Here is a 20,987-nt window from a genome sequence, read left to right as displayed (position 1 = left end):
GCGTGTGCCGCCTCGCTGCTTTCGCTGCTCCATGGGAGTTGCTAGGATCGGCCCGACTCCGACATTTCAAAGCGAGGAATTCCCATGGCTGCTACTCCCAGCGTAGCGTTGGTCTGGTATCTGGTAATCGCCGGCCCGCAAGGCGGCATGGTGGTGCTGCCCAGCACCTTCGACACCCGCGAACAATGCACCAACGCCATCACCGAATATCAGAAGCAGCCGACCCCTCAGGGCTGGGCCGTGCAATGCGTGCCGAGCGCCTCGCCCTTTACCGATGAAGGGGATGCGGAAACGCCCTCGGCGCAGTAGCGCGAAGCGTCGTTTCAGCGCCGCGCGCTCACGCTCAACGCCGGCTTGTTGTTGATCGTCTGGAACACCACGCAGTAGCGCTCGGTGAGCTTGATGAGTGAATCGATGCGCTCTTGCGGCTCGTCGGTGTCGAGATCGAATTTCAGCCTTATCTCGCGGAAGCCGACCGGCGCGTCGCGGGCGACGCCCAGCGTGCCGCGAAAATCGAGATCGCCCTCGGCCTCGACGGTAGCGTTGCCGAGCTTGAACTCCAAGGCGGTCGCCACCGCTTTCAGCGTCACGCCGGCGCAGGCGACCAGCGCTTCCAGCAGCATGTCTCCCGAGCACAGCTCGAGGCCCGAGCCGCCGGTGGCCGGATGAAGCCCGGCGACAGCAAGCGCCCTACCGGTCTCCACCTTGCAGGCGATCGACTGGTCGTCGAGCGTGCCGCGGGCTCTCAGCGTGATCAGCGCTCGCGCGGCGTCTTCGCGATAGGCGTCCTTCAACGGGGCCTGCATGGCCTTGAGGGCGGTTGCGTCCATTGTGTTGTCCTTCCGATCAGCCTTTGATGCCTTGATAGCACTGATATGCCGGCGGGACAGCGCCCCCCTCTGTCCTGCCGGACATCTCCCCCTCTTGGGGGGAGATTGGCAGCTTCTCCGGCGGCGCCCTTTCTGCAGCGCGTGGGAGATTAGCGAGCGTGGGTGAATGACGAAGGCCGACGCGACATCTGATCTCCCCCTCGAGGGGGAGATGCCCGGCAGGGCAGAGGGGGGCGCGAAGGATCGCAACGTTTGCGATTGTTGTTTTGACTTCACACGCCCAGGCCATACCTATTCCGAGACCATTTCCGGAGCCCACATGCGATCCAAGCTCGTCTCCCTCGTCCTGTTGGCGCTCGCCGCCTTCGCTCAGCCCACCTTCGCCGAAGCACCCGAGCGTCCAGCCCCGACCGGCGGCGTGCTGTCGCTGTTGCCGCCTCCGCAGGTGACAGAGCATTCGATCACGCTCGGCGGGCGCAAGCTGGATTACCAGGCCAAGGCCGGCACGCTGTCCCTCCTATCCGGCAAGGGCGAGGTGACGGCCGAGATCTTCTATGTCGCCTACTCGCAGCAATCGTCCGCCCCGGCGAAGGAGCGGCCGATCACCTTTGTCTTCAACGGCGGGCCCGGTGCTGCGTCAGCTTACCTGCATCTCGGCGCGATCGGGCCGCGCATCGTCGAGACCGCCGCCGACGGCGAGTTCCTGCGGCCGCCGCAGAAGCTCATCGACAATCCCGACAGCTGGCTCGACATGAGCGATCTCGTCTTCGTCGATCCGGTCGGCACCGGTTACAGCCGTGAGGCGCCTGGGCACGAGCCGAAGGAATTCTGGAGCGTCGATGCCGACGCCAGCTCGGTCGGCGCCTTCATCCGCCTCTATCTGGCGCAGAACGGCCGCACCGGATCGCCGCTGTTCCTCGCCGGCGAGAGCTATGGCGGCTTTCGCGCGGCGCTGCTTGCCCGCACGCTGCAGGAGGATGTCGGCCTCAGCCCCAGCGGCATCGTGCTGATCTCGCCGGCGCTGGAATTCATGCTGGTGCGCCCCGACCAATTCGACCAGCTGCACTGGGCGCTGGAGCTGCCTTCGCTGGCGGCAACGCGGCTGAAGGGCGTCGGCGTGAGTGGCGACGCGTTGCGCGACAGGCTGGCCGAGGTCGAGCATTATGCGCTCGGCGATTACCTGACGGCGCTGAACAGCGGACTGGAGCAAGGCAGCAAGCTCGCCAGCGGGCGCGTTTCGGAGATCACCGGCCTGCCGCTGGAGCTCGTCCAGCGCAATTTCGCCCGCATCCCCATCGGGCTTTTCGCCAAGGAATTCCAGCGCGCCACCGGCAAGGTTCTGAGCCCCTACGACGCCACCATCGGCACTGCCGACATCGCGCCGCAAAGCGCCCGTGAGGCCGGCCCCGACCCGGTGCTCGACCGCAGCGTTCCGGTGCTGACCTCCGCCTTCGTCGCTTACGCCCGCGACGAGCTGAACTACCGCACTGACGTCAGCTACCGGCTGCTCAATGGCGAGGTCAGCCGCAGCTGGGATTACGGCACATCAGGCCAAGGCTATGCCGGTGTGATGAACGACCTGCAGCGCGCCCGCTCGCTCAACCCGGCGCTGGGTGTCGTCATCGTCAACGGCTATACCGACCTCGTCACCCCCTATCTCGCCTCGCGCTATCTGGTGAACCAGCTTCCTTCGCTGTCAGGCGCCAGGCCGATCCGACTCGACGTCGTCGAGGGCGGCCACATGATGTATCTGCGGCCGGACGGACGGCGCGCGCTGAAGGATGCGGCATCGGAGCTCTATCAGGCGACGCAGTAAGGCCGACCGGCCTCCGGCAAACGACCTGCGCCAACGCAAGCGCCGCGCTGGAGCAGCGCAGTGCAAGCTTTCGCCCCTATAGCTGGAGCAACGGTCCCGACCGGGGCGGAACCGCCTCACGCAAACACGCTGAGCCCTTATGGCCGATGTCGTCATCCTGGAAAGCCGCGAAAGGGTGCTGGCCGGCATCCTGCTCACGGCCGCCGCCTATTTCCTGTTTTCGGCGCAGGATGCCTCGATCAAGCTCCTGGTCGCTGGCATGACGGTCTGGCAGATCATGTTCGTCCGCTCGATCACCGTGCTCGTCGCCTGCGGCGCGGCCGGCGGCAGGCGGCTGTTCGCCGACACGATCGATTCGCCGATCGTCAGGCCGATGCTGGTGCGCAGCGCCTTCACGCTCGCCGCCTGGCTTTGCTACTACAACGCCGCGCGCTCGCTGCAGCTTGCCGAGCTCACCACCATCTATTACGCCGCGCCGATCATCGTCACCGTGCTGTCCGTGCTGATCCTGGGCGAGACGGTGCCGCTGCTGCGCTGGCTGGCGGTGTTCATCGGCTTCGTCGGCGTCTTCATCGCCTGCGATCCGACCCGGCTCGGCTTCTCCGTGCCGGTGCTCCTGGTGCTGGCAGCGGCCGTCCTTTGGGGGATCGCCGTGGTGCTGCTGCGCAAGACGGCGCTGCAGGAGCGCACGACGATCCAGCTCGTGCTCAACAATTTCTATTTCCTGCTCTTCTCGGCCGTGCCGGCGCTGCTTTGGTGGCGCATGCCCGATTGGCGGCAGCTTCTTTTGCTTGTCAGCGTCGGGGCGCTCGGCGGGGTGGCGCAATATGCGCTGTTCGAAGGCATGAAGCGCGCGCCGGTGTCGATTATTGCGCCGTTCGAATACACCTCGCTGGTCTGGGCCTTCGCGCTGGGCTACGCCATCTGGGGCGACGTGCCCCGCACGGAAGTGTTCATGGGCGCGGCGCTGATCATCGGCGCCGGCCTGCTCATCGTCGGCAACGAGCATTTCCGCAGACGGGAGCAGGTCTCATGACAGAGAGCTGTCAGGAGCAACCGGGTAGGCTGGCGCCATGACGGACACGCTCGACATGCCGGAAAAGCTTGCGCCTGCCGCCGCCGACGTGGCTGCCGAGCGCACGCTCGGCATTATCCTGGTGTCGGCATCGGCGATCGCCTTCGCGCTCACTGGCGTGCTGACCAAGTCGATCCATGCCGATCCGCTGACGATCACCTGCTGGCGCGGTTTTTTTGGCTCGATCCTGATCAGCTTCTACGTGCTGTGGCGCCGGCGCCGCTCGGGCGGGCGCGAAAGCCTGAAACTCGGCTGGCGGGGCTGGCTGCTCGCGGTCGAGGGCGCCGCCGCCAGCATCGCCTTCATCTCGGCCTTCAAATTCACCTATGTCGCCAATGTCGCGGTGATCTACGCGACCTCGCCCTTCATCGCCGCACTGCTCGCCTTCCTTCTGGTGCGGGAAAAATTCCGGCTGCAGACGATGCTGGCCGCGGCCGTATCGCTTTGCGGCGTCGCCATGATGGTGGGCGCCGGCCTCGGCAGCGGGCACCTGTTCGGCGACGCGCTGGCGCTTTTGATGACCGCCGGCAGCGCGCTCTACATGATCATGGTGCGCGCTTTTCGCGACTCGCCGGTCGTCTGGGCGGGCGCTGTCTCGGCCTTCCTGCTTTTCGTGCTCGGCTGGTTCGTCACCGATCCGCTGGCCGTGTCCGCCCGCGACGTGGCGCTGCTTGCCACCTTCGGCTGCTCTTTCGCGCTCGCCTCGATCCTGTGGACGGAAGGCTCGCGGCTGATCCCGTCGGCGGAAGCCGGCCTGCTCGGTTCCGCAGAGGTGCCGTTCGCCATCCTGTTTGCCCTGCTGTTTCTGGGCGAACTCCCACCGATGGCCAGCATCATCGGCGGAGCCATCGTGCTTTGCGCGGTCTTTGCGCATGCCGGACGCGACTGGCTGAAGGCGAAATCGGCGGGTTCATAAAAATATTTCGCCGGTCACGGAACCATCATCCGCGTGGAGCATTATTGGATCGACGGGTCACCCCCCAAGTCCCCCCAAACCCCTCGACCCGTCCGACTAGAAGCCGACCCTCAAAAAGGTCGGCTTTTTCTTTGGGCGACCGGCCTCAGGACGGAAGGGCCAGGCCGCCGGCAAGCAGCTCCGCCAGGTCCCGCGCCGGGCGGGCGGCTTCGCGGCCGAGCCGGATGGCGAAATCGGCCATCGGCAGCGGCGGGAGGTCGAAATCGGCAGATACCTCGACGATGCCGGAATAGGCGAAACGCCGGGTGCGCGGCGTCAACGCGATGCCGGCATTGACCGCACTGCGCAGGCCGGCAAGGCTGGCGCTGCCGGCGGCGATGCGATAGCGGCGGCCGGCTGCATCGAGCGCATTGAGCGCTGCCTCCCTGAAGCCGCAATAGGGATCGAGCAGGGCCAGCGGTACCACCTCCTGTCGCGCCGCCAGGCCTTTTTCCGAGCAGAGCCACAGCATCGGCTCGCTGATCAGGGCCGCTTCATCCGGCAACGGGGCATGGCGCATGGTGATCGCGAGGTCGAGCTGGCCCGCCTGCAACGCCGACCCGAGCTCCAGGGAGCGGCCGACGCGCAGCTCGACCCTGACGCGCGGGTGGCTGGCAGCGAAGGCCCGGAGCAGGTCCGGCAGCCCTTGATCGGCGAAATCCTGCGTCGTGCCGATGGCGATGCGGCCGCCGGCGCGCGCGCCTTTCAGCGCCAGCCAGGCTTCGGTGTGAACGGCAAGGATGCGCCGCGCATGGCCGACAAGATCTTCGCCGGCCGGCGTCAGCCCGCGTCCCCTGCCCTGCGGGATGAGCAGCGGCTCGCCGACGATCTCCTCCAACCGCTGCATCTGCGCGGTCACCGCTGACGGTGTGCGGCCGACGGTGGATGCGGCCTTGGCGAGCGAGCCGCCGTCGACAAAGGCAAGGAAGGTTTTCAGAAGATCCGGATCGAGCGTTTCCATACTTCGATGATATCGAAGCTTTTATCAAAAACAATTCGATTTTATTGATGCTATGCCGGTGGCATGATCCTCCCATCGTCGGCGCGAGGCGCCCAACTCGGAGGATAGAAAATGCCGATCATCAATGTGAGCGTCACCGGCAAGCCGGACGCCAAGCTGTCCGCGGCAATCGCCAGGGAGGCGACCGATATCACCGCGAAACTGTTGCACAAGGATCCGACGATCACCGCGGTCGCCGTCAACTACATCGATTCGCAGCACTGGTTCGCCGGCGGCAAGTCGCTGGCCGAGCACGACACCAACACGTTCTGGCTCGACATCAAGGTCGTCGACGGCACCAACACCAAGCTCGAGCTCGAAGCCTATCTCAAGGCGATCTTCGGGGCCTTCGGCCGGCTGCTGGGCGGCGTGCATGAGGAAAGCTACGCCTTCGTGCACGAAGTGCCGGCGGCGGCCTATGGCTATGGCGGCAAAAGCCAGGAGTTCCGGTTCATCAGCGGGAGGTTGAAGGCGGCGTAGCGCCGTCTTCCCCTTCTCCCCTTGTGGGAGAAGGTGGCCGAGCGAAGCTCGGTCGGATGAGGGGTGTTGGACGGAGCGCGGCGTCGCAAGCTAAGCGCCTCAAGAGCTGGATTTTCCAGCGCCTCATTTCTTCCAACACCCCTCATCCGTCTCGGCGCTGCGCGCCGATCCACCTTCTCCCACAAGGGGAGAAGGGAAAGCTCTCCGACCCCGCATTGACCTTGCCCGCACTTCCGCTACCCTCTGCCACCGAAGCGGTCGCTCAAGAGCCGCGCCCTGGAGGAGACTGGGAGAGAGCGGCATGATCCTGACCCTGGCGCTGCTGGCGGGCCTTGTCTTTGCCTGGCTGCTGATTGCCGTGATCGAGCGGTTCCGGCTCGACCTGCGCTTCACCCAGGCGCTGCTCTATGTGCCGTTCAAGCTCGCCTACCGCATCGCCGACAATCGCATGCGCATCGCCCGCAGCGCCAAGACGCCGGTCATCTATGTCGTCTGGCACCAGTCACGCATCGAGCCGGCGCTGATGCTGTCGCTGCTTCCCGACGACACGCTGCATATCCTGGACGAGGCTTCGGCGCGCTCGCCCTGGCTGGAGCCGTGGCGCGAGCTTGCGCGTACCATCGCCTTCAACGCCGAGCATATCTTCGTCAGCCGCCGGCTGGTGCGTGTGCTGAAGGGCAAGGGGCGGCTTGCCGTCTATCTGCCGGACAATGTCGAGCCGGACGTCAAGTCCTTCAGGCTATTTCGTGCCATCACCCGCATCGCCATGCAGGCCGACGCACGCATCGTGCCGATCTTCGTTGCCGGCACGCGTGACCTGCCGGTGTCGCTGACGCCGAAGGAAAAAGCGCCGCGCCACTGGTTCCCGCGGCTTTCGATGAGTGTGCTGGAGCCGATGACCATCGCCGAGCTGGTGGCGCGCAACCCCGACATGGCATCCAACACCAACGCGCTGTTCGACCGCTTCGCCGAGGCGCGGCTTTACGGCACCAATCTCGATCGCGGGCTCTTGTTCGCCATGCGCGACGCCGCCGACCGCATCGGACCTTCGCGCCCGATCATCGAGGATGTGATTTCCGGTTCGCTCAGCTACCGTAAGCTGTTCATCGGCGCTCGCGTGCTCGGCCGCCATTTCGAGGCGGTGACCGCGCCCGGCGAAGCGGTCGGCGTGCTGCTGCCCAATGCCAATGGTGTGGTGCTTACCTTCGTCGGCCTGGTCTCAGCTGCCCGCGTGGCGGCGATGATCAACTACACCGCCGGCCCGGCGAGCGTGACCGCGGCGGTCCGCACTGCCGTCATCAGAACGGTGGTTTCCTCCCGCGCCTTCATCGAAAAGGCCGGCATCGACGACATCGTCGCCGCGGTCGAGGCGGGTGGCGCCAAGATGCTGTGGCTGGAAGATGTGCGCGCCAATGTGACGACCCTGGACAAGGTCGCCGCAGCGCTTCTGTGGCGTTTGCCGCTGCAGCGGCAGCAAGCCTCGAAGCCCGCTGTCATCCTGTTCACCTCCGGCTCGGAAGGCACGCCGAAGGCGGTGGTGCTGTCGAACCGCAACCTGCTTGCCAATGTCATGCAGGCCGAGGCGCGCGTCTCCGTCTCGCCGGCCGACATCCTGCTCAACGTGCTGCCGGTGTTCCATTCCTTCGGATTGACCGGCGGCACCATCCTGCCGCTGGTGCTGGGCGTAAAGCTGTTCCTCTACCCCTCGCCGCTGCACTACAAGATCATCCCAGAGATCGCCCGCAAGGTGAAGCCGACCGTGATGTTCGGCACCGACACTTTTCTGGCCAACTACGCCCGCACCGCCAAGGACGGCGACTTCTCCAGCCTGCGCTTTGTCGTGGCCGGCGCCGAAGCGGTGAAGCCGGAAACGCGGCGCACCTACCGCGACCGTTTCCAGGCCTCGATCGTGGAAGGCTTCGGGCTGACCGAGGCCGCGCCCGTGGTGGCGGTGAACACCGCCATCCACAGCCGCGACGGCACAGTCGGGCGTCCGCTGCCGGCGATCCGCATGAAGCTGGAGCCGGTCGAAGGCATCGCCGAGGGCGGCCGGCTGTGGCTCGACGGACCGAACATGATGATGGGCTACATGACCGCCGACCGTCCCGGCGAATTGCAGCGGCTGGAAGGCTGGCACGATACCGGCGATATCGTCTCGGTCGACCGCGAGGGCTTCATCACCATACGCGGGCGGGCCAAGCGCTTCGCCAAGATCGCCGGCGAGATGGTGTCGCTGGGCGCCGTCGAGATGCTGGTGCAGTCGCTATGGCCGGAAGAGCGCCACGCGGCGGTGGCAGTGCCCGACAAGAGGCGCGGCGAGCGCATCGTGCTGGTCACCACCGCCGACGAAGCCAATGCCGAGGAGCTGCGCCAGTTCGGCAAGAAGGCCGGCGCGGCCGAGCTGATGGTGCCCAACGACATCATCAAGGTGGAAGAGATCCCGGTGCTGGGCTCGGGCAAGACGGATTACATCTCGGCGCGCAAGCTGGCGATCGACCGGCTGGGGCTGAGTGCGGCGGCCTAGGGCGCAGCGCTACCCGATATCCGACGGCGGCACCTTCTCGCCTTCGCGCATGGCCCGCTTGGAATAGGCGCGCACCGACAACGGCAGGAAAAGCAGGTACCCAGCGACGGAAGCCGTTAGCGTGTACCAAGGATAGGTCATCAGCAAGAGGATGTAGAGCACGACGCCGAGGATGACCGGCAGCACCCTGTCGCCCGGCACCTTGACGCTCTTGCCCGAGTAGACCGGCAGGCGGCTGACCAGAAGGAAGGCGACCAGCACGGTGAAGCCGGTGGCGACGAAGGCGGCCGGCCGGCTGGGCTCCAGACCGAGCCGCAGGAAATAAAGATAGAGCGGCAGCATGACCAGCACAGCACCCGCCGGGGCCGGCACGCCGACGAAATATTCGGTCTGCCAGGCCGGCTGCTCGGCGTCGTCGGCCAGAACGTTGAAGCGGGCCAGCCGCATGCCGCAGGCGATGGTGAAGAGAAGTGCGGCGATCCAGCCTGGCGAGCCGGCGCGGTCGAGCAGGAAGGCATAGAGCACCAGGGCCGGCGCCACGCCGAAATTGACGATATCGGCCAGCGAATCCATCTGGGCGCCGAATTTCGAGGTCGCCTTCAGCATGCGCGCCAGTCGCCCGTCGATGCCGTCGAGGAAGGCGGCAAGCAACACCATGACCACAGCGATCTCGAAGCGGTTCTCGAAGGCGAAGCGGATGCCGGATAGGCCGGCGCAGATGGCAAGCACGGTGACCAGGTTGGGCAGCACCATGCGCATCGGGATCTCGCGGATGCGCGGACCGCCGCTGGCATGGGCTTCGAATTTCTTGAACGGCGCGCCCAACGCTCAGGAAACCCTGACCAAGGGCGTGACCGCGGTGCCACCGAATTCGGCAAGCACGGTCTCGCCGCCGACCGCCGTCTGGCCGACCGCGACGCGCGGCACGGCGCCCGACGGGAGGAAGACGTCGACGCGCGAGCCGAAGCGGATCAGGCCGAAACGCTCGCCGATCGCGATCGTGCCGCCGGCCTCGGCCCAGCAGACGATGCGGCGCGCCACAAGGCCGGCGATCTGCACGGCGGCAATCGTGCCGTTCGGGCTGTCGATGACCAGGCCGTTGCGCTCGTTCTCCGCGCTTGCCTTGTCGAGCTCGGCATTGAGGAATTTGCCGGGCTTGTGCTCGATGCGCGTGATCCGGCCGCGCACCGGAGCGCGGTTGATGTGGCACGAAAACACGTTCATGAACACCGAGATCCGGGTCATCTCGCCGGAGCCCAGGCCAAGCTCGCTCGGCGGCACGGCGGGGCCGACCGCAGAAATCACGCCATCGGCCGGGCTCACCACCAGCCGGTCGTCGACCGGCGTGACGCGCTCGGGATCGCGATAGAAATAGATGCACCACGCGGTCAGGATCAGCCCGATCCAGAACAGGATCGAGGAGAAATAGCCGAGGAACAGCGTTGCCGCGGCGAAGGCGGCGATGAAGGGGTAGCCTTCGCGATGGATCGGAACGAACGTATTCTTGACCGAGTCGAGAAGCGTCATAGGGCTTGGGGCGGTCCCTGTTTCAGGTTGCGCCTCAATAGCGGAAAGCCCCCCTCCCCGCAACGCAACAATGGGGGAGGCAGCAACGCCGGCGTGCAAGCCTAAATTTTGCTCCGGGTGTCGGAACTCGGCTCCGTCGCGCGTCCTTGGCGAGTGGACACCCAAGGAGCCCGCCAATGCCTTCGCCGAAACCGTCTGCAATGAGCGCCAATATCATCACAACAGGCCTCGCCTTCGGCGAGTCGCCGCGCTGGCATGACGGTCGGCTCTGGCTCTGCAACTGGGGCACCGGCGAGATCGTCGCGGTGGACGAAAACGGCCGGAGCGAGGTGATGCTTACCGTGCCGGCCGTCCTGCCCTATTCGATCGACTGGTTGCCGGATGGCCGGCTTCTGGTAGTCTCGGGTCGGGAAGGCCTGCTGCTGAGGCAGGAGGCAGGCGGGACGCTCGTCACCCATGCCGATCTGAGGCATCTGTCGAAGAACCCCTGGAACGAAATCGTCGTCGATGGGCGCGGCAACATCTATGTCAATGGCGGCGGGCCGGCACCGGCGCCGGGCGAGCATTTCGGACCGGGCACCATTGTGCTGCTCAGGCCGGACGGCGGCGTGCGGCAGGTCGCCGACGATATCGCCTTCGCCAACGGCATGGCGGTGACGCCGGACAACAATACACTGGTCGTCGCCGAATCCCACGCCAACCGATTGACCGCCTTCGATATCGCCGAAGATGGGAGCCTTTCAAACCGGCGCGTATGGGCCGATCTCGGGAACAATTATCCCGACGGCATCTGCATCGATGCCGAGGGCTGCGTCTGGTATGCCGACGTGCCCAACCGGCACTGCGTGCGCGTGCGCGAGGGCGGCGAGAAAATTGACAGGGTCGAGGTCGATCGCGGCTGCTTTGCCTGCATGCTGGGCGGCTCCGACGGCAGGACGTTGTTCATCGCCGCCGCCGAATGGCGTGGGTTCGAAAACATGGTGAGCGACGCCCGCACCGGCCAGGTGCTGAGCGCCGCTGTTTCGGTGCCCGGAGCCGGGTGGCCTTCCTATAGTTCGGGCACGCGCCGATAGTTGGCTATGTCGGCCTTGACGCCGAGGCGGGCGATCGTTTCCTGCGCGCTGAAGGCGATGCGCTCGTGCGCTGCCTTGACGATCGGCACCACCTTGTCGACCGCGGCCTGGCTTTCCCATTCGACCATGGTGATAAGGTTGAACTCGCCGGGGCCGGAGAACTGCTCAAGCAGGAAGTCCTGCACGAAACCCTCCTGCTGGCGCAGCAGTTCATGCGTCATCCTGGCCTTGCTGAGGATTTCGTCGCGCGCTTGCGCCGGCACGACGAATTTGTCGACGCGGAAGACGCTACCGGTGCGATGATTGTTGGTGCTCATTTCATCCATCTCCGATTTGGAAGGTTGTTGGCGGTGGCTCGGAGACGGTTTGCAAGCTCAAGATAGGTTGAGGTCAAGCGGGATTTTTAGCGCCGACTTTACCCACTCCCCTTGTGGGGTGAGAAGCGGTCCGCGTTAGCGGACGAAAAGCCAATTGCTTGGCTTTTCGAGCTTCGAACGCCCTGAGCCTGCGAAGGGCCGGGTGGTGGATCGGCGCGAAGCTCGGTCGGATGAGGGGTGTTCCAGGGAATGCCAGCGTCTCACTCCGCTGGAGCACCCCTCATCCGGCCGCTTCGCGGCCAGCTTCTCCCACAGGGGGAGAAGGGGAAGAGGCGCTAGCTCACCTCCGACGTCCTTCTCCTCACAATCACCCCAAGCTCGTCGCCTTCGCGCGCGATGCGCAGGCGCTCTTCGGCTTCGGTCGCCTCGCGCTGGCGGTCCCACATCGAGGCGTAGAGGCCGTGCTTGGCAAGCAGCGCCGCATGGGTGCCGCGCTCGGCGATCTGGCCGTCCTTCAGCACGATGATCTCGTCGGCCGAAATCACCGTAGACAGCCGGTGGGCAATCACGATCGTGGTACGGCCCTTGCTGACCAGGTCGAGCGCTGCCTGGATCTCCTGCTCGGTCTGGGTGTCCAGCGCCGAGGTCGCCTCGTCCAGCATCAGGATCGGCGGCGCCTTGAGGATGGTGCGGGCAATCGCCACGCGCTGTTTCTCGCCGCCCGACAATTTCAGCCCGCGCTCCCCGACCATCGACTTGTAGCCCTCGGGCAGCTTCTGGATAAACGGGCCGATCTGGGCGAGCTCGGCCGCCTTGCGCACCTCCTCCTCGCCGGCGCCGACGCGACCGTAGCGGATGTTGTAGGCGATGGTGTCGTTGAACAGCACGGTGTCCTGCGGCACCATGCCGAGCACCGCCCGCAGGCTCTCCTGCGTGACGTCGCGGATGTCCTGGCCGTCGATCAGCACCTGGCCGCCCTGAACGTCATAGAAACGGAACAGCAGCCGGGAGATGGTCGACTTGCCGGCGCCGGACGGGCCGACGATGGCCACGGTCTTGCCGGCCGGCACCTCGAAGGAGACGCCTTTCAGGATCTTGCGGCTGGGGTCATAGGAGAAATGGACGTCGCGGAATTCGACCTTGCCGGGCCCGACCTTCAAAGGCCTGGCATCCGGCTTGTCGACGATCTCCTGGGGCACGTCGAGCAGGTCGAACATATGCTCGATATCGGTCAACCCCTGCCTTATTTCGCGGTAGATGAAGCCGATGAAATTGAGCGGCACCGAAAGCTGGATCAGCATGGCGTTGATGAAGACGAAATCGCCAACCGTCTGCCTGCCGGCCTGCACCTCCAGCGCCGACATGCACATGACGATGACCGTGCCGAGGCCGAAGATGAGGCCCTGGCCGAAATTCAGCCAGCCGAGCGATGTCCAGGTTTTCGTCGCGGCGAGCTCGTAGCGTGCCATCGAGCGGTCGAAGCGCTCGGCCTCCATGTGCTCATTGGTGAAATATTTGACCGTCTCGAAGTTGAGCAGCGAGTCGATCGCCTTGGTGTTGGCGTCGGTGTCGCTGTCGTTCATGTCGCGGCGGATCGAGATGCGCCAGTCGCTCGCCTTGACGGTGAACCAGACATAGAGGCTGACGGTGACGGCGACCACGGCGACGTATTTCCAGCCATAGGTGAAGGCAAATATTCCGGCCGTCAGCGCGAATTCGAGGATGGTCGGCGCCGTGTTCAGCATGATGAAGCGCACGATGGTCTCGATGCCCTTGGTGCCGCGCTCGATGATGCGCGACAGGCCGCCGGTGCGGCGCTCGAGATGGAAGCGCAGCGACAGCTGATGCATGTGGACGAAGGTGCGGAAGGCGAGCTGGCGCACCGCATACTGGCCGACACGGGCGAACAGCGCGTCGCGCAGCTGGTTGAAGCCGAGCTGGATCAGGCGCAGCACGTTATAGGCGATGACCAGCGCCACGGGCGCCAGCAGGAAGGATGGCAGCGGCGGCGGTGTCTTCGAGCCATGGGCCAGCGCATCGGTCGCCCATTTGAAGAAATAGGGGCCGGCGACCAATGTGACCTTGGCGACGACCAGAAGCAGCGTCGCCCAGGTGACGCGGGCTCTGAGATCGGCGCGGTCGGCCGGCCACATATAGGGCCACAGATTGCGCAAAGTGGTGAGGGTGCCGGCTTCGGCGGATACGGTCTTTTCGGCCACTAGTCTTGCCTTATGGGTGAGAGGCTGGGGCAGCAGGAGTTGACGAGCTGGGTGAGCGAAGCGGAGACGCCCGCGAGGGCGTCGTGGTCGACCGCGTAGCGCGAGCGCTGGCGGTCGGTCTCGAAGCGGACGAGTCCGGCCTCGACCAGGATCTTCAGATGCTGCGAAACGGTCGACTGTGCGAGATCGAGGTGATCGACCACCTCACGGCAGGAGCAGCAGCGGCTGGCCGAGAGATGTTTCAGGATCTCGATGCGCGCCGGATGCGACAGCGCCGCCAGCCGCGCGGCAATGGCACGGCTTTCGGTGCAGCGGGTCTCGGGGGATTCGGACATCGTTCATCGGCGATAGACGATGAACGGTGAGAGGGCAAGCTAGGCGCATGGGTAGCAGCGTAATCTCCCCTTGTGGGGGAGATCAGCTAATCGCCTACTCCGTCTTCGCCGGCGCGGCTGTCATCTGCTCGCCCATGGCCTTCATGTCGGCGGCCTCGCCTTCCTTCGAAGTCGAGGGCACCTTGAACACCTGGCCTGGCCAGATGCGATCGGGATCGCGGATCTGGTCCTTGTTGGCCAGATAGATCGTCGAGAAGCGCGTGCCATGGCCGTAGACGCGGCGCGAGATGCGCCAGAGCGTGTCGTTGCGGCGGATGATGACGGAGCTGTCGGCGTGTTCGAGCTTTGGCGCGACCGTTTCGGGCACGTCGGTCGAGGGCGTCGCCTCGGCAACCTTGGCAGCGCCCCCGGCGGCCGGGGCGGGCTTTGCCGCTTCGGCCGTTGCTGTGTCGGTCGTGGTTTCGGCGGTCTTGGTCTCGGCCGGCTTGGCCTCTGCCGGCTTTGTCTTGCTTGAGGCGACGGCGGCGACCGACTCGCCGGCCTCGCGCTCGAACGGGACGGCAGCGCGGGCGACGACCTTGACGCCGTCATTGTCCAAGCCGTCGACATGGATAGTGTAGCTGCCGACCGGAATGTCGCGCGTCGCTTCGATCAGGAAATGCCCATCGGCCGAAGTCTTGGCGTCGCCGAGCAGGATGGCGTCGGCATAGGCGCGCACCTTGCGGCCGGGATCGGCCGTGCCGGCGACGAAGATCTTGCTGCCGTCGATTTCGACCGCTTCGACCGCGATCTTGGGCTCCGCCGCGGCGGCCGCAGCCGGCGCGGTCGCCTGGTCTGTGGCGGCCGGCGCGGTCGCGGCCGGCGCCGAGGCCGTGCCCGATGCCGCCGGCGCGGTCGTTGCCGGAGCTTGGGTCGCAGGCGCCGCTGCCTGATCGGTCGCCGCCGGCTTGCTCTCGGTCTGAGGAACGGTAATCAGTTGCGAGGCCTTGCCTGGCTCCTCGACCATGGCCAGCACCTGCCCGGTCGGGCTCTGCGGCACCGACACGACGGCGGTCTGGGCCGAGGCAACGGCAATGCCGCCAACCGTCTGGCGCAGCGTGATCGTATAGTCGCCGGGCTTCAGCGGATCGTCGAGCACGATGGCGAAGGCGCCGTCGGGTCCGGACTCGGTCGAGCCGAGCACCGTGCCGCCATTCAAGATCTCGACCTTGGCGTTGGGCGCGGCGCTGCCGGCGACGACGATCGAGCCATTGCCCTCGACGCGCACGACATCGAAGGTCGGCAGTGTCGGGCCGGCGGCGGGCGCCTGGGCGGCCGGCGCCATCTTATTGGCGGGCGCCATAGTGTTGGCTGGCGCCATCGTGTTGGCCGGAGCCATTGTGTTTGCCGGAGCCTGGGGCACGCGCGCCTCTGTGCCGGTGCTCGAGGATTCAGCCGGTTTCGCATCGGTCTGCGGCAGCGTCGCGACCTGCGCCGGCTTCTGGCTGTTGATGTAAGGATCGAGCGCGCCCGAGCCGTAGGCGACCGCCGCGACGGCGACAACGCCGCCCGCCGCGAACAAAAACGCCTTAGAAGGATTGATCGCCATAATTCCGTATTGCCCCCTTAGCCACCTAACGCCCGGTCTAGCGTGTTTTCCCGAGTCCGACAAGAAAAAGCCCGTCCGCGGGCTTGACCCGGCCGACCGTCCCCATCACCAATCATCGCCATGAACACGATTCGATCCGTCTGCGTCTATTGCGGCTCGTCTCCGGGCCGCGACGAGGCCTATATCAAGGCCGGCCACACACTTGGCCGCTCGCTTGCCAAATCCGGGTTGCGCCTCATCTATGGCGGCGGCACCAAGGGCATCATGGGCGCTGTCGCCGACGGCGCGCTCAAGGCCGGCGGCAAGGTCACCGGCATCATCCCGCGCTTCCTGATCAACAAGGAGGCGACCGAGACCGCGCTCGACAAGCTCGACGAACTCTTGATCACCGACAACATGCACGAGCGCAAGCACAGCATGTTCGAGAAATCCGACGCCTTTGTGGCGCTGCCGGGCGGCATCGGCACGGTCGAGGAGATCGTCGAGATCATGACCTGGGCGCAGCTCGGCCACCACCGCAAGCCGATCGTCTTCGCCAACGTCAAAGGTTTCTGGGACCCGATGCTGACGCTGATCGAGCATATGTCCGAGGAAGGCTTCATCCACACCGCGCATAAGGTGAAGCCACTGGTGGTCGACGACCCGGAAGCGATCGTCGCCGCCATCATGGTGGCGGGCTCGTCGGTCGACGCGCCGACTGAAGGGGTGCAGTCGGTGATCGACAAGATGTAAGGGCGCGCTTAGCGGCGCTCGACGCCCTTTGCAGCCAAGATGTCGTCAACGGCCATCGACGTCAGAAATCCTGATAGCTGCTTGGCGGCTTCTGCACGCGTTGGATCGGTACTGAGGCCAATGGCGAATTCAACGTAACTTTCGAGTTCCGCCGGAAACAGACCGACAAGCGTGACCTCGGGAGCGGCGGCGAGAATCGAAGTCACGGGAATGACCCCCAACTCAGCTTCCCCACGGCCTACGGCCGCTGCTGTCTGCCCTCCCGATATGGCAACCAGCTTGGGCTTCACCTCATCTGCTATTCCCAAGCGTTCCAGCAAATCGGAGAAGTAGCCACCGCTGGTCCCTTCGCTGGCGTAGGCGACTGATCTGGCGCTCTTCAACGCATGTTCGAATGTTTCCACGGACCCAATGTCAGGCTGTCGACTGCCTGCCTTGGCCGCCACCCCCATTGATACCCGTCCGAACGCCGCCTGGCTTCCGGCCTTGACCTTTCCCGAGACGACCAGACCCTGGATCAGGTTCGGATTGGTGATGACAAGGTCAAAAGGTTCCCCAGCCTCAATCTGCTTTCTTACTGTCGGATTGAGCTCCCACTTGGCCGCTACTGTGAATCCTGTGGCCTTTTCGAACTGGGATATGAGTGCAACCACGGCGGGACGAACCGCAATAGCACCAAAAAGTCGGACAGCGTTATTCATGGCCTAACCCGAAATCGGCCGAACGGCCTTCCTTATAATACCTAGCTAAGGCCGGACTCCATGCTCCGCGTCCGGTGGTGCCGACCTTCTGGTCAAATCGACTCGCTGAATCGCGCCAAAATCATGTCCAGAATGCACCTTTCCGCCCCATTGGAGCATGCCTGGAATTGACGTACCGTTGCCCTACTGTCCTACTGTTCGTCTCAAATCCGCAATCGCCGCCCTCCGATCATTGCGCCGCCAGGCAAGGTGGATCTCAACGCTGCGCTTGAACCAGAACAGGTCCCGGAAGACGATGCCGGGAGGCGCGGTCGAGCGCAGGCTTTCCTGTACCGTCGCCAGCCCCAGCCCAGCGCTGACCAGGCCGAGCGAGGTCAAGGGATCAGCAGTCTCATAGGCAATGTCGGGCATGAAGCCGGATTCGGCGCAGGCCGCCAGGAACTGCGCGCGGTTGGTGTCGCCGGGCTGGCGCACGACTGTGATCCAAACGCGGCCGTTGGCCGGGCGCGATGTCGGCGACAGCGGCGAGCGGATCGCCTTCGGGTATCGCAAGCACCAGCGGCTCGCGCCGCACCAATATGCTCTCGATATCCGGATCGCCTTGCGGCGCCGGCGCATAGACGAAACCGAGGTCGAGGACGCGCTGCCTCAGATCTTCGAATTGCGCAGCCGTCCGCCGGCTGCGCAACTGCAGATGAAAATCCGGCCGCGCGCGGCGGAAATCCCGCAGCATGTCCGCGACCAATCCGGAATGCACCGCGCCCTCTACATAGCCGATGGCGAGGCTGCCTGTGGCGCCGCTGGCAAGGTTGCGGCCGAGCTCTTCCAGCCGCGCAGCATTGGCAAGCAGCGCTCGGGCTTCGGCAAGAAAGGCCCTGCCCTCGGCATTGAGGTGGACACGCTGCCTCGCCCGCTCGAACAAGGCGACACCGAGCTGTTCCTCAAGCTGGATGATCTGCCGGCTCAAGGGCGATTGCGAGATGTGCAACTGCTCGGCGGCGCGGCCGACATTGCCGGCCTCGGCGACAGCGACAAAATATCTGATCTGGCGCAGGTCGAGCATTCCCCCCCCAACTCAAGTCCTCAAAGGTCTTGATTTTAGCCTAATCAGTCTTGGACAGTCTGACCAGCGGGCGCGATATCTCCCGGCATCAACCGGCCACCAAGGAGATCGCCATGCAGTTCTTTGCCCTGCTCACCCGCAACACCCAGAAGTTCGGTGACGCCGATTTCGCGCCGCTGCTGCCGCCCGAATCCGAACAGCGCAAGACGCTCTACGTCCAAGGCGCCGTGCGCCAGATCTGGAACCGCGGCGACGTTCCCGGCAGCGGCATGATGTTCGAAGCGGCCGACGAGAAGGAAGTGCGCGGCCATCTCGCCACGCTGCCGCTGATCGAGGCCGGCATGATGGACATCACGGCCATCGTGCCGCTCAACCCTTATCCGGGTTTCGGACCGAAGCGGTAAAGCCGCTGCGGCGGCCCACCTGGCAGCCTACCCGCGACCGAAAAGACGACTGAAAATACCCGGGCGCGCGCCGCTGTAGCGCTCGGGCAGAGGGCGGGTGAGCAGGAACTGTTCGTGGCCCTCGACGGTCTCGGTACCCCGATAGCTGCATTGCAGCGACCTTGCCAGCGGAACGATTTCCTTCAGCACGGAGCCGAAACCCTCGCCGTCGATCGGCACGTCCTTCGCCATCCTTAGCTCACGCGAGACTATCTCCAGACTCAAGAAGCGGTAGCCGCGCTTTTCAAGTTCGGTGCGCAGCTTTGCCAGAGAAGGCTCGGCGCCCCAGAACTCGAAGCGTGTCGGCCGGATGCGGGCATCCGCGGCGATTTCCAGCCGGAGGTCGCCTATCGCCTCGGCGGGAAGGATGAGCGGCGCCAGCGCGGCAAGCGAATGCTGTTCCAGCGTGAGCGGAAAGGCCAGCGCCTCGGCGGCCTTGCCAGCTATCTGTTCGAAACCGGCGATGTCTTCGGTCGTAAAATAGAAATCGCGGCCGCCCGCGCCATGCTGTTCGGCGATATAACAGGCTGGGCAGTTTGCAGTAGCCAGATCGTGGCAAAGCTTTTCGAGGAAAGCGTAGTTTCGCTGCGACCCCCTGGGCGTCAGCAGAGTGTCACGCGCCGTCAATTCGTCTGGGCGCGGTGTGAGCTTCAGGCGCAGGATCGGCAGCGAGGCGGCGGCCCGCAGCAGCGCTATGTTCACCCGCGTATGGATGAAGAGCTCGCCGCCCTCGGGGCGATAGCGTACCAGCGCGCGATGCGGTTCGGCCTCGCGGATGACCTCTTCCGTCTCATCGTTCGAGACCTGTTCGCCGGTGACCGGAAATTGAAGCAAAGTCATGCGATCACCCCAAATCGCGTTGATCGAGCCATCCTGCCAGTTTGTTGCGACCTAGCCTAGATGGCTCACGGCCAGGCGTCCTGCATCGCGTTCACCGACAGCCACGCCATCGCGGGAAGCGCGACGAGCAGCGCCAGCCGCATCCCCGCGGATCGCGCTTGGTCCGGCTCGTGGCGCTGAAGCCGGCGCCAGATCTGGAATGCCGCGGCGAGAATGAGCAGCGCATAAAAGCCGGCGAGCACCCACAGGGCTGTCTGGCCGGATATCGCAATACCGTTTTTCTCGAGCACCTTGCCGATCAGCATCACCGGCCCGGCAACGAAGAAGGCAATGGCAATGCCGAACAGGAAGCCGATCATGGCGCCCAGGAACGATGTGGCCGACAGTGCCACGAGCACCGCCATCAGGACGAGCAGAGTGATGAACGCGCGCTGGCTCATGGCCACACCCCCGATCGAATGCCCCGGAATCTATCAGTCTGGCCTTAATTGCGCGTAACAGTTGGAATCCTTGCCAGCGCGGTCGGACCGGGCCTCCCCTTGCCGGCAACGGAACCGTCGCTATTGTCGGCGGCTATCCGAAACAGAGGCGAAAACTTCCATGAAACTTGGCTTTGTCGGCACGGGCGCGTTGAGCTCGGCCATTGTCGCGGGGCTGAAATCGCTGCCGGGGGAGACGACGCCGGTGGTGGTCTCGCCGCGCAACGAGGCGATCGCCGCCGAGCTTGCCGCGCGCTATCCGGACGTGCGCGTCGCTACCGACAACCAGGCCGTGCTCGACGATTGCGACACCGTGATGCTGGCGGTGCGGCCGCAGATCGCGCGCGAGGTGCTGAAGGAACTGCGGTTCCGGCCGGACCATCACGTCGTCAGCCTGATCGCCACCGTGTCGCGCGAGGAGATCGCCGCGCTTGTCGCGCCAGCGGCACAGGTGACGAAAGCCCTGCCCATGCCGATGATCGCCCGGCTGCAGGGCGCGACGATCATCTGCCCGCCGGACCCGATGGCGGCGGCGTTCTTCGGCAGGCTTGGCGGCGTGATCGAGGTCGAGGACCAAAGCGAGTTCGATGCGCTGAGCGTCGTCACCGCGACCTATGCCAGCTATTTCAAATGTCTCGACACGATCCACGCCTGGGTGCGCAGCCAGGGTGTTTCGGGCGACAGGGCACGCGACTACATCACCAGCATCTTCAAGGCGCTAGCCAATGCGCCGGATACGGCGCCGGACGAAGATTTCATGCATCTTGCGCAGGACTATGCGACGCGCGGCGGCATCAACGAGCAGGTGCTGCGCGAGCTGACCGAGCGCGGAACATTCGATGCCTTCGCGGAAAGCCTGGAGCGGGTTCATCGGCGCATTGCGGGGAAGTAGCCGGAGGACCCAAGCGGCGATTGCCGATCACTCAGCCGGCAGCATCCGCGGCGACGGCCTCGGCGCGCTGAGCCAGTCGCCAAGCCCGACCGCTCGAA

Annotated in this window: 23 protein-coding genes; 10 read left to right on the top strand and 13 right to left on the bottom strand. The window is 65.2% G+C overall.

The annotated features are described in order from the left end of the window. The first annotated feature begins 84 nt into the window (after positions 1 to 84). On the top strand, positions 85 to 309 hold the full coding sequence (locus tag LB538_RS15945; protein ID WP_041008353.1) for a hypothetical protein: 225 nt from the start codon (positions 85 to 87) through the stop codon (positions 307 to 309). A 14-nt stretch (positions 310 to 323) separates the two neighbouring features. Here the strand turns inward: LB538_RS15945 and LB538_RS15940 are convergent, their stop codons facing one another. Further along, positions 324 to 830: an OsmC family protein gene (locus LB538_RS15940; protein ID WP_224525047.1), complete on the bottom strand. Its 507-nt coding sequence runs from the start codon at positions 828 to 830 to the stop codon at positions 324 to 326. 319 nt (positions 831 to 1,149) lie between these two features. Here LB538_RS15940 and LB538_RS15935 point away from each other — a divergent pair, with 319 nt between their 5' ends. The 3 genes from LB538_RS15935 (at position 1,150) to LB538_RS15925 (ending at position 4,637) form a co-directional block, all read left to right on the top strand. Next, complete coding sequence (locus LB538_RS15935) at positions 1,150 to 2,646, top strand: S10 family peptidase (RefSeq protein ID WP_224525050.1); 1,497 nt, start codon at positions 1,150 to 1,152, stop codon at positions 2,644 to 2,646. A gap of 139 nt (positions 2,647 to 2,785) precedes the next feature. Beyond that, a complete protein-coding gene (locus LB538_RS15930; protein ID WP_224525052.1) occupies positions 2,786 to 3,682 on the top strand; it encodes a DMT family transporter in 897 nt (298 codons plus the stop codon). A 37-nt stretch (positions 3,683 to 3,719) separates the two neighbouring features. Beyond that, positions 3,720 to 4,637 (top strand): DMT family transporter, encoded by a 918-nt coding sequence (locus LB538_RS15925; protein WP_224525056.1) that lies wholly within the window; start codon positions 3,720 to 3,722, stop codon positions 4,635 to 4,637. A 145-nt stretch (positions 4,638 to 4,782) separates the two neighbouring features. Here LB538_RS15925 and LB538_RS15920 read toward each other — a convergent pair whose 3' ends face one another. After that, entirely contained in the window at positions 4,783 to 5,637 is an 855-nt protein-coding gene (locus LB538_RS15920; RefSeq protein WP_224525058.1) for a LysR substrate-binding domain-containing protein, read from the bottom strand. Positions 5,638 to 5,748: 111 nt separating this feature from the next. Between LB538_RS15920 and LB538_RS15915 the strand changes: the two genes are divergently transcribed. Further along, entirely contained in the window at positions 5,749 to 6,156 is a 408-nt protein-coding gene (locus tag LB538_RS15915; protein ID WP_224525061.1) for a tautomerase family protein, read from the top strand. 301 nt (positions 6,157 to 6,457) lie between these two features. After that, positions 6,458 to 8,680 carry an AMP-binding protein gene (locus LB538_RS15910; RefSeq protein WP_224525063.1) on the top strand — a complete coding sequence of 741 codons (2,223 nt, stop codon included), beginning with the start codon at positions 6,458 to 6,460 and terminating at the stop codon, positions 8,678 to 8,680. A 9-nt stretch (positions 8,681 to 8,689) separates the two neighbouring features. Here the strand turns inward: LB538_RS15910 and LB538_RS15905 are convergent, their stop codons facing one another. Next, positions 8,690 to 9,505 (bottom strand): CDP-alcohol phosphatidyltransferase family protein, encoded by an 816-nt coding sequence (locus tag LB538_RS15905; RefSeq protein ID WP_095766986.1) that lies wholly within the window; start codon positions 9,503 to 9,505, stop codon positions 8,690 to 8,692. 3 nt (positions 9,506 to 9,508) lie between these two features. After that, positions 9,509 to 10,246 (bottom strand): phosphatidylserine decarboxylase, encoded by a 738-nt coding sequence (locus LB538_RS15900; RefSeq protein ID WP_318011893.1) that lies wholly within the window; start codon positions 10,244 to 10,246, stop codon positions 9,509 to 9,511. A gap of 137 nt (positions 10,247 to 10,383) precedes the next feature. Here LB538_RS15900 and LB538_RS15895 point away from each other — a divergent pair, with 137 nt between their 5' ends. Next, positions 10,384 to 11,280 carry an SMP-30/gluconolactonase/LRE family protein gene (locus LB538_RS15895; RefSeq protein WP_411909026.1) on the top strand — a complete coding sequence of 299 codons (897 nt, stop codon included), beginning with the start codon at positions 10,384 to 10,386 and terminating at the stop codon, positions 11,278 to 11,280. Here the strand turns inward: LB538_RS15895 and LB538_RS15890 are convergent. From LB538_RS15890 to LB538_RS15875, 4 genes are all read right to left on the bottom strand, one after another. Next, positions 11,256 to 11,597 (bottom strand): antibiotic biosynthesis monooxygenase, encoded by a 342-nt coding sequence (locus LB538_RS15890; RefSeq protein ID WP_411909025.1) that lies wholly within the window; start codon positions 11,595 to 11,597, stop codon positions 11,256 to 11,258. The two genes, LB538_RS15895 and LB538_RS15890, sit on opposite strands and share 25 nt — an antisense overlap. A gap of 335 nt (positions 11,598 to 11,932) precedes the next feature. Beyond that, positions 11,933 to 13,816 (bottom strand): ABCB family ABC transporter ATP-binding protein/permease, encoded by a 1,884-nt coding sequence (locus LB538_RS15885; protein WP_095766982.1) that lies wholly within the window; start codon positions 13,814 to 13,816, stop codon positions 11,933 to 11,935. Then, complete coding sequence (locus LB538_RS15880; protein WP_224525066.1) at positions 13,816 to 14,151, bottom strand: ArsR/SmtB family transcription factor; 336 nt, start codon at positions 14,149 to 14,151, stop codon at positions 13,816 to 13,818. Before LB538_RS15880 ends, LB538_RS15885 begins: the two co-directional genes overlap by 1 nt. A 94-nt stretch (positions 14,152 to 14,245) precedes the next feature. After that, complete coding sequence (locus tag LB538_RS15875; RefSeq protein WP_224525067.1) at positions 14,246 to 15,739, bottom strand: LysM peptidoglycan-binding domain-containing protein; 1,494 nt, start codon at positions 15,737 to 15,739, stop codon at positions 14,246 to 14,248. A 120-nt stretch (positions 15,740 to 15,859) separates the two neighbouring features. Here LB538_RS15875 and LB538_RS15870 point away from each other — a divergent pair, with 120 nt between their 5' ends. Continuing rightward, on the top strand, positions 15,860 to 16,471 hold the full coding sequence (locus tag LB538_RS15870; RefSeq protein ID WP_095766979.1) for a TIGR00730 family Rossman fold protein: 612 nt from the start codon (positions 15,860 to 15,862) through the stop codon (positions 16,469 to 16,471). 8 nt (positions 16,472 to 16,479) lie between these two features. Here LB538_RS15870 and modA read toward each other — a convergent pair whose 3' ends face one another. From modA to LB538_RS15860, 3 genes are all read right to left on the bottom strand, one after another. Continuing rightward, positions 16,480 to 17,172, bottom strand: coding sequence for a molybdate ABC transporter substrate-binding protein (gene modA / locus LB538_RS15865; protein ID WP_224525068.1), 693 nt, complete (start codon positions 17,170 to 17,172; stop codon positions 16,480 to 16,482). 183 nt (positions 17,173 to 17,355) lie between these two features. Beyond that, on the bottom strand, positions 17,356 to 17,646 hold the full coding sequence (locus tag LB538_RS29185) for a LysR substrate-binding domain-containing protein (protein ID WP_318011891.1): 291 nt from the start codon (positions 17,644 to 17,646) through the stop codon (positions 17,356 to 17,358). Then, positions 17,564 to 18,235, bottom strand: coding sequence for a LysR family transcriptional regulator (locus LB538_RS15860; RefSeq protein WP_263482347.1), 672 nt, complete (start codon positions 18,233 to 18,235; stop codon positions 17,564 to 17,566). Before LB538_RS15860 ends, LB538_RS29185 begins: the two co-directional genes overlap by 83 nt. Positions 18,236 to 18,348: 113 nt before the next feature. Here LB538_RS15860 and LB538_RS15855 point away from each other — a divergent pair, with 113 nt between their 5' ends. Next, positions 18,349 to 18,639 carry a muconolactone Delta-isomerase family protein gene (locus LB538_RS15855; RefSeq protein WP_140842423.1) on the top strand — a complete coding sequence of 97 codons (291 nt, stop codon included), beginning with the start codon at positions 18,349 to 18,351 and terminating at the stop codon, positions 18,637 to 18,639. A 27-nt stretch (positions 18,640 to 18,666) separates the two neighbouring features. On the opposite strand, the gene LB538_RS15850 is transcribed toward LB538_RS15855, so the two are convergent. Both LB538_RS15850 and LB538_RS15845 read right to left on the bottom strand, forming a co-directional pair. Next, the gene (locus LB538_RS15850; protein ID WP_224525069.1) at positions 18,667 to 19,518 is read right to left on the bottom strand and encodes a hypothetical protein; all 852 of its coding nucleotides are present in this window, start codon (positions 19,516 to 19,518) and stop codon (positions 18,667 to 18,669) included. Positions 19,519 to 19,583: 65 nt separating this feature from the next. Beyond that, positions 19,584 to 19,958 (bottom strand): hypothetical protein, encoded by a 375-nt coding sequence (locus LB538_RS15845; RefSeq protein WP_224525071.1) that lies wholly within the window; start codon positions 19,956 to 19,958, stop codon positions 19,584 to 19,586. A gap of 160 nt (positions 19,959 to 20,118) precedes the next feature. On the opposite strand from LB538_RS15845, the gene LB538_RS15840 reads away from it, so the two are divergent. Further along, complete coding sequence (locus LB538_RS15840) at positions 20,119 to 20,889, top strand: pyrroline-5-carboxylate reductase (protein WP_224525073.1); 771 nt, start codon at positions 20,119 to 20,121, stop codon at positions 20,887 to 20,889. The last annotated feature ends 98 nt before the right edge of the window (positions 20,890 to 20,987 follow it).

Source organism: Mesorhizobium sp. Ca11 (assembly GCF_020165275.1).
GTDB lineage: Bacteria > Pseudomonadota > Alphaproteobacteria > Rhizobiales > Rhizobiaceae > Mesorhizobium.
The sequence above is the reverse complement of the archived record's forward strand: the minus strand, read 5'-3'. Positions and strand labels throughout refer to the sequence as shown.

What these genes read in the sequence shown, in the direction of transcription:
- LB538_RS15945 (WP_041008353.1), top strand. Translation starts at nt 85, where the DNA reads ATGGCTGCTACTCCCAGCGTAGCGTTGGTCTGGTATCTGGTAATCGCC.
- LB538_RS15940 (WP_224525047.1), bottom strand. Translation starts at nt 830, where the DNA reads ATGGACGCAACCGCCCTCAAGGCCATGCAGGCCCCGTTGAAGGACGCC.
- LB538_RS15935 (WP_224525050.1), top strand. Translation starts at nt 1,150, where the DNA reads ATGCGATCCAAGCTCGTCTCCCTCGTCCTGTTGGCGCTCGCCGCCTTC.
- LB538_RS15930 (WP_224525052.1), top strand. Translation starts at nt 2,786, where the DNA reads ATGGCCGATGTCGTCATCCTGGAAAGCCGCGAAAGGGTGCTGGCCGGC.
- LB538_RS15925 (WP_224525056.1), top strand. Translation starts at nt 3,720, where the DNA reads ATGACGGACACGCTCGACATGCCGGAAAAGCTTGCGCCTGCCGCCGCC.
- LB538_RS15920 (WP_224525058.1), bottom strand. Translation starts at nt 5,637, where the DNA reads ATGGAAACGCTCGATCCGGATCTTCTGAAAACCTTCCTTGCCTTTGTC.
- LB538_RS15915 (WP_224525061.1), top strand. Translation starts at nt 5,749, where the DNA reads ATGCCGATCATCAATGTGAGCGTCACCGGCAAGCCGGACGCCAAGCTG.
- LB538_RS15910 (WP_224525063.1), top strand. Translation starts at nt 6,458, where the DNA reads ATGATCCTGACCCTGGCGCTGCTGGCGGGCCTTGTCTTTGCCTGGCTG.
- LB538_RS15895 (WP_411909026.1), top strand. Translation starts at nt 10,384, where the DNA reads ATGCCTTCGCCGAAACCGTCTGCAATGAGCGCCAATATCATCACAACA.
- LB538_RS15890 (WP_411909025.1), bottom strand. Translation starts at nt 11,597, where the DNA reads ATGAGCACCAACAATCATCGCACCGGTAGCGTCTTCCGCGTCGACAAA.
- LB538_RS15880 (WP_224525066.1), bottom strand. Translation starts at nt 14,151, where the DNA reads ATGTCCGAATCCCCCGAGACCCGCTGCACCGAAAGCCGTGCCATTGCC.
- LB538_RS15875 (WP_224525067.1), bottom strand. Translation starts at nt 15,739, where the DNA reads ATGGCGATCAATCCTTCTAAGGCGTTTTTGTTCGCGGCGGGCGGCGTT.
- LB538_RS15870 (WP_095766979.1), top strand. Translation starts at nt 15,860, where the DNA reads ATGAACACGATTCGATCCGTCTGCGTCTATTGCGGCTCGTCTCCGGGC.
- modA (WP_224525068.1), bottom strand. Translation starts at nt 17,172, where the DNA reads ATGAATAACGCTGTCCGACTTTTTGGTGCTATTGCGGTTCGTCCCGCC.
- LB538_RS15860 (WP_263482347.1), bottom strand. Translation starts at nt 18,235, where the DNA reads ATGCTCGACCTGCGCCAGATCAGATATTTTGTCGCTGTCGCCGAGGCC.
- LB538_RS15855 (WP_140842423.1), top strand. Translation starts at nt 18,349, where the DNA reads ATGCAGTTCTTTGCCCTGCTCACCCGCAACACCCAGAAGTTCGGTGAC.
- LB538_RS15850 (WP_224525069.1), bottom strand. Translation starts at nt 19,518, where the DNA reads ATGACTTTGCTTCAATTTCCGGTCACCGGCGAACAGGTCTCGAACGAT.
- LB538_RS15845 (WP_224525071.1), bottom strand. Translation starts at nt 19,958, where the DNA reads ATGAGCCAGCGCGCGTTCATCACTCTGCTCGTCCTGATGGCGGTGCTC.
- LB538_RS15840 (WP_224525073.1), top strand. Translation starts at nt 20,119, where the DNA reads ATGAAACTTGGCTTTGTCGGCACGGGCGCGTTGAGCTCGGCCATTGTC.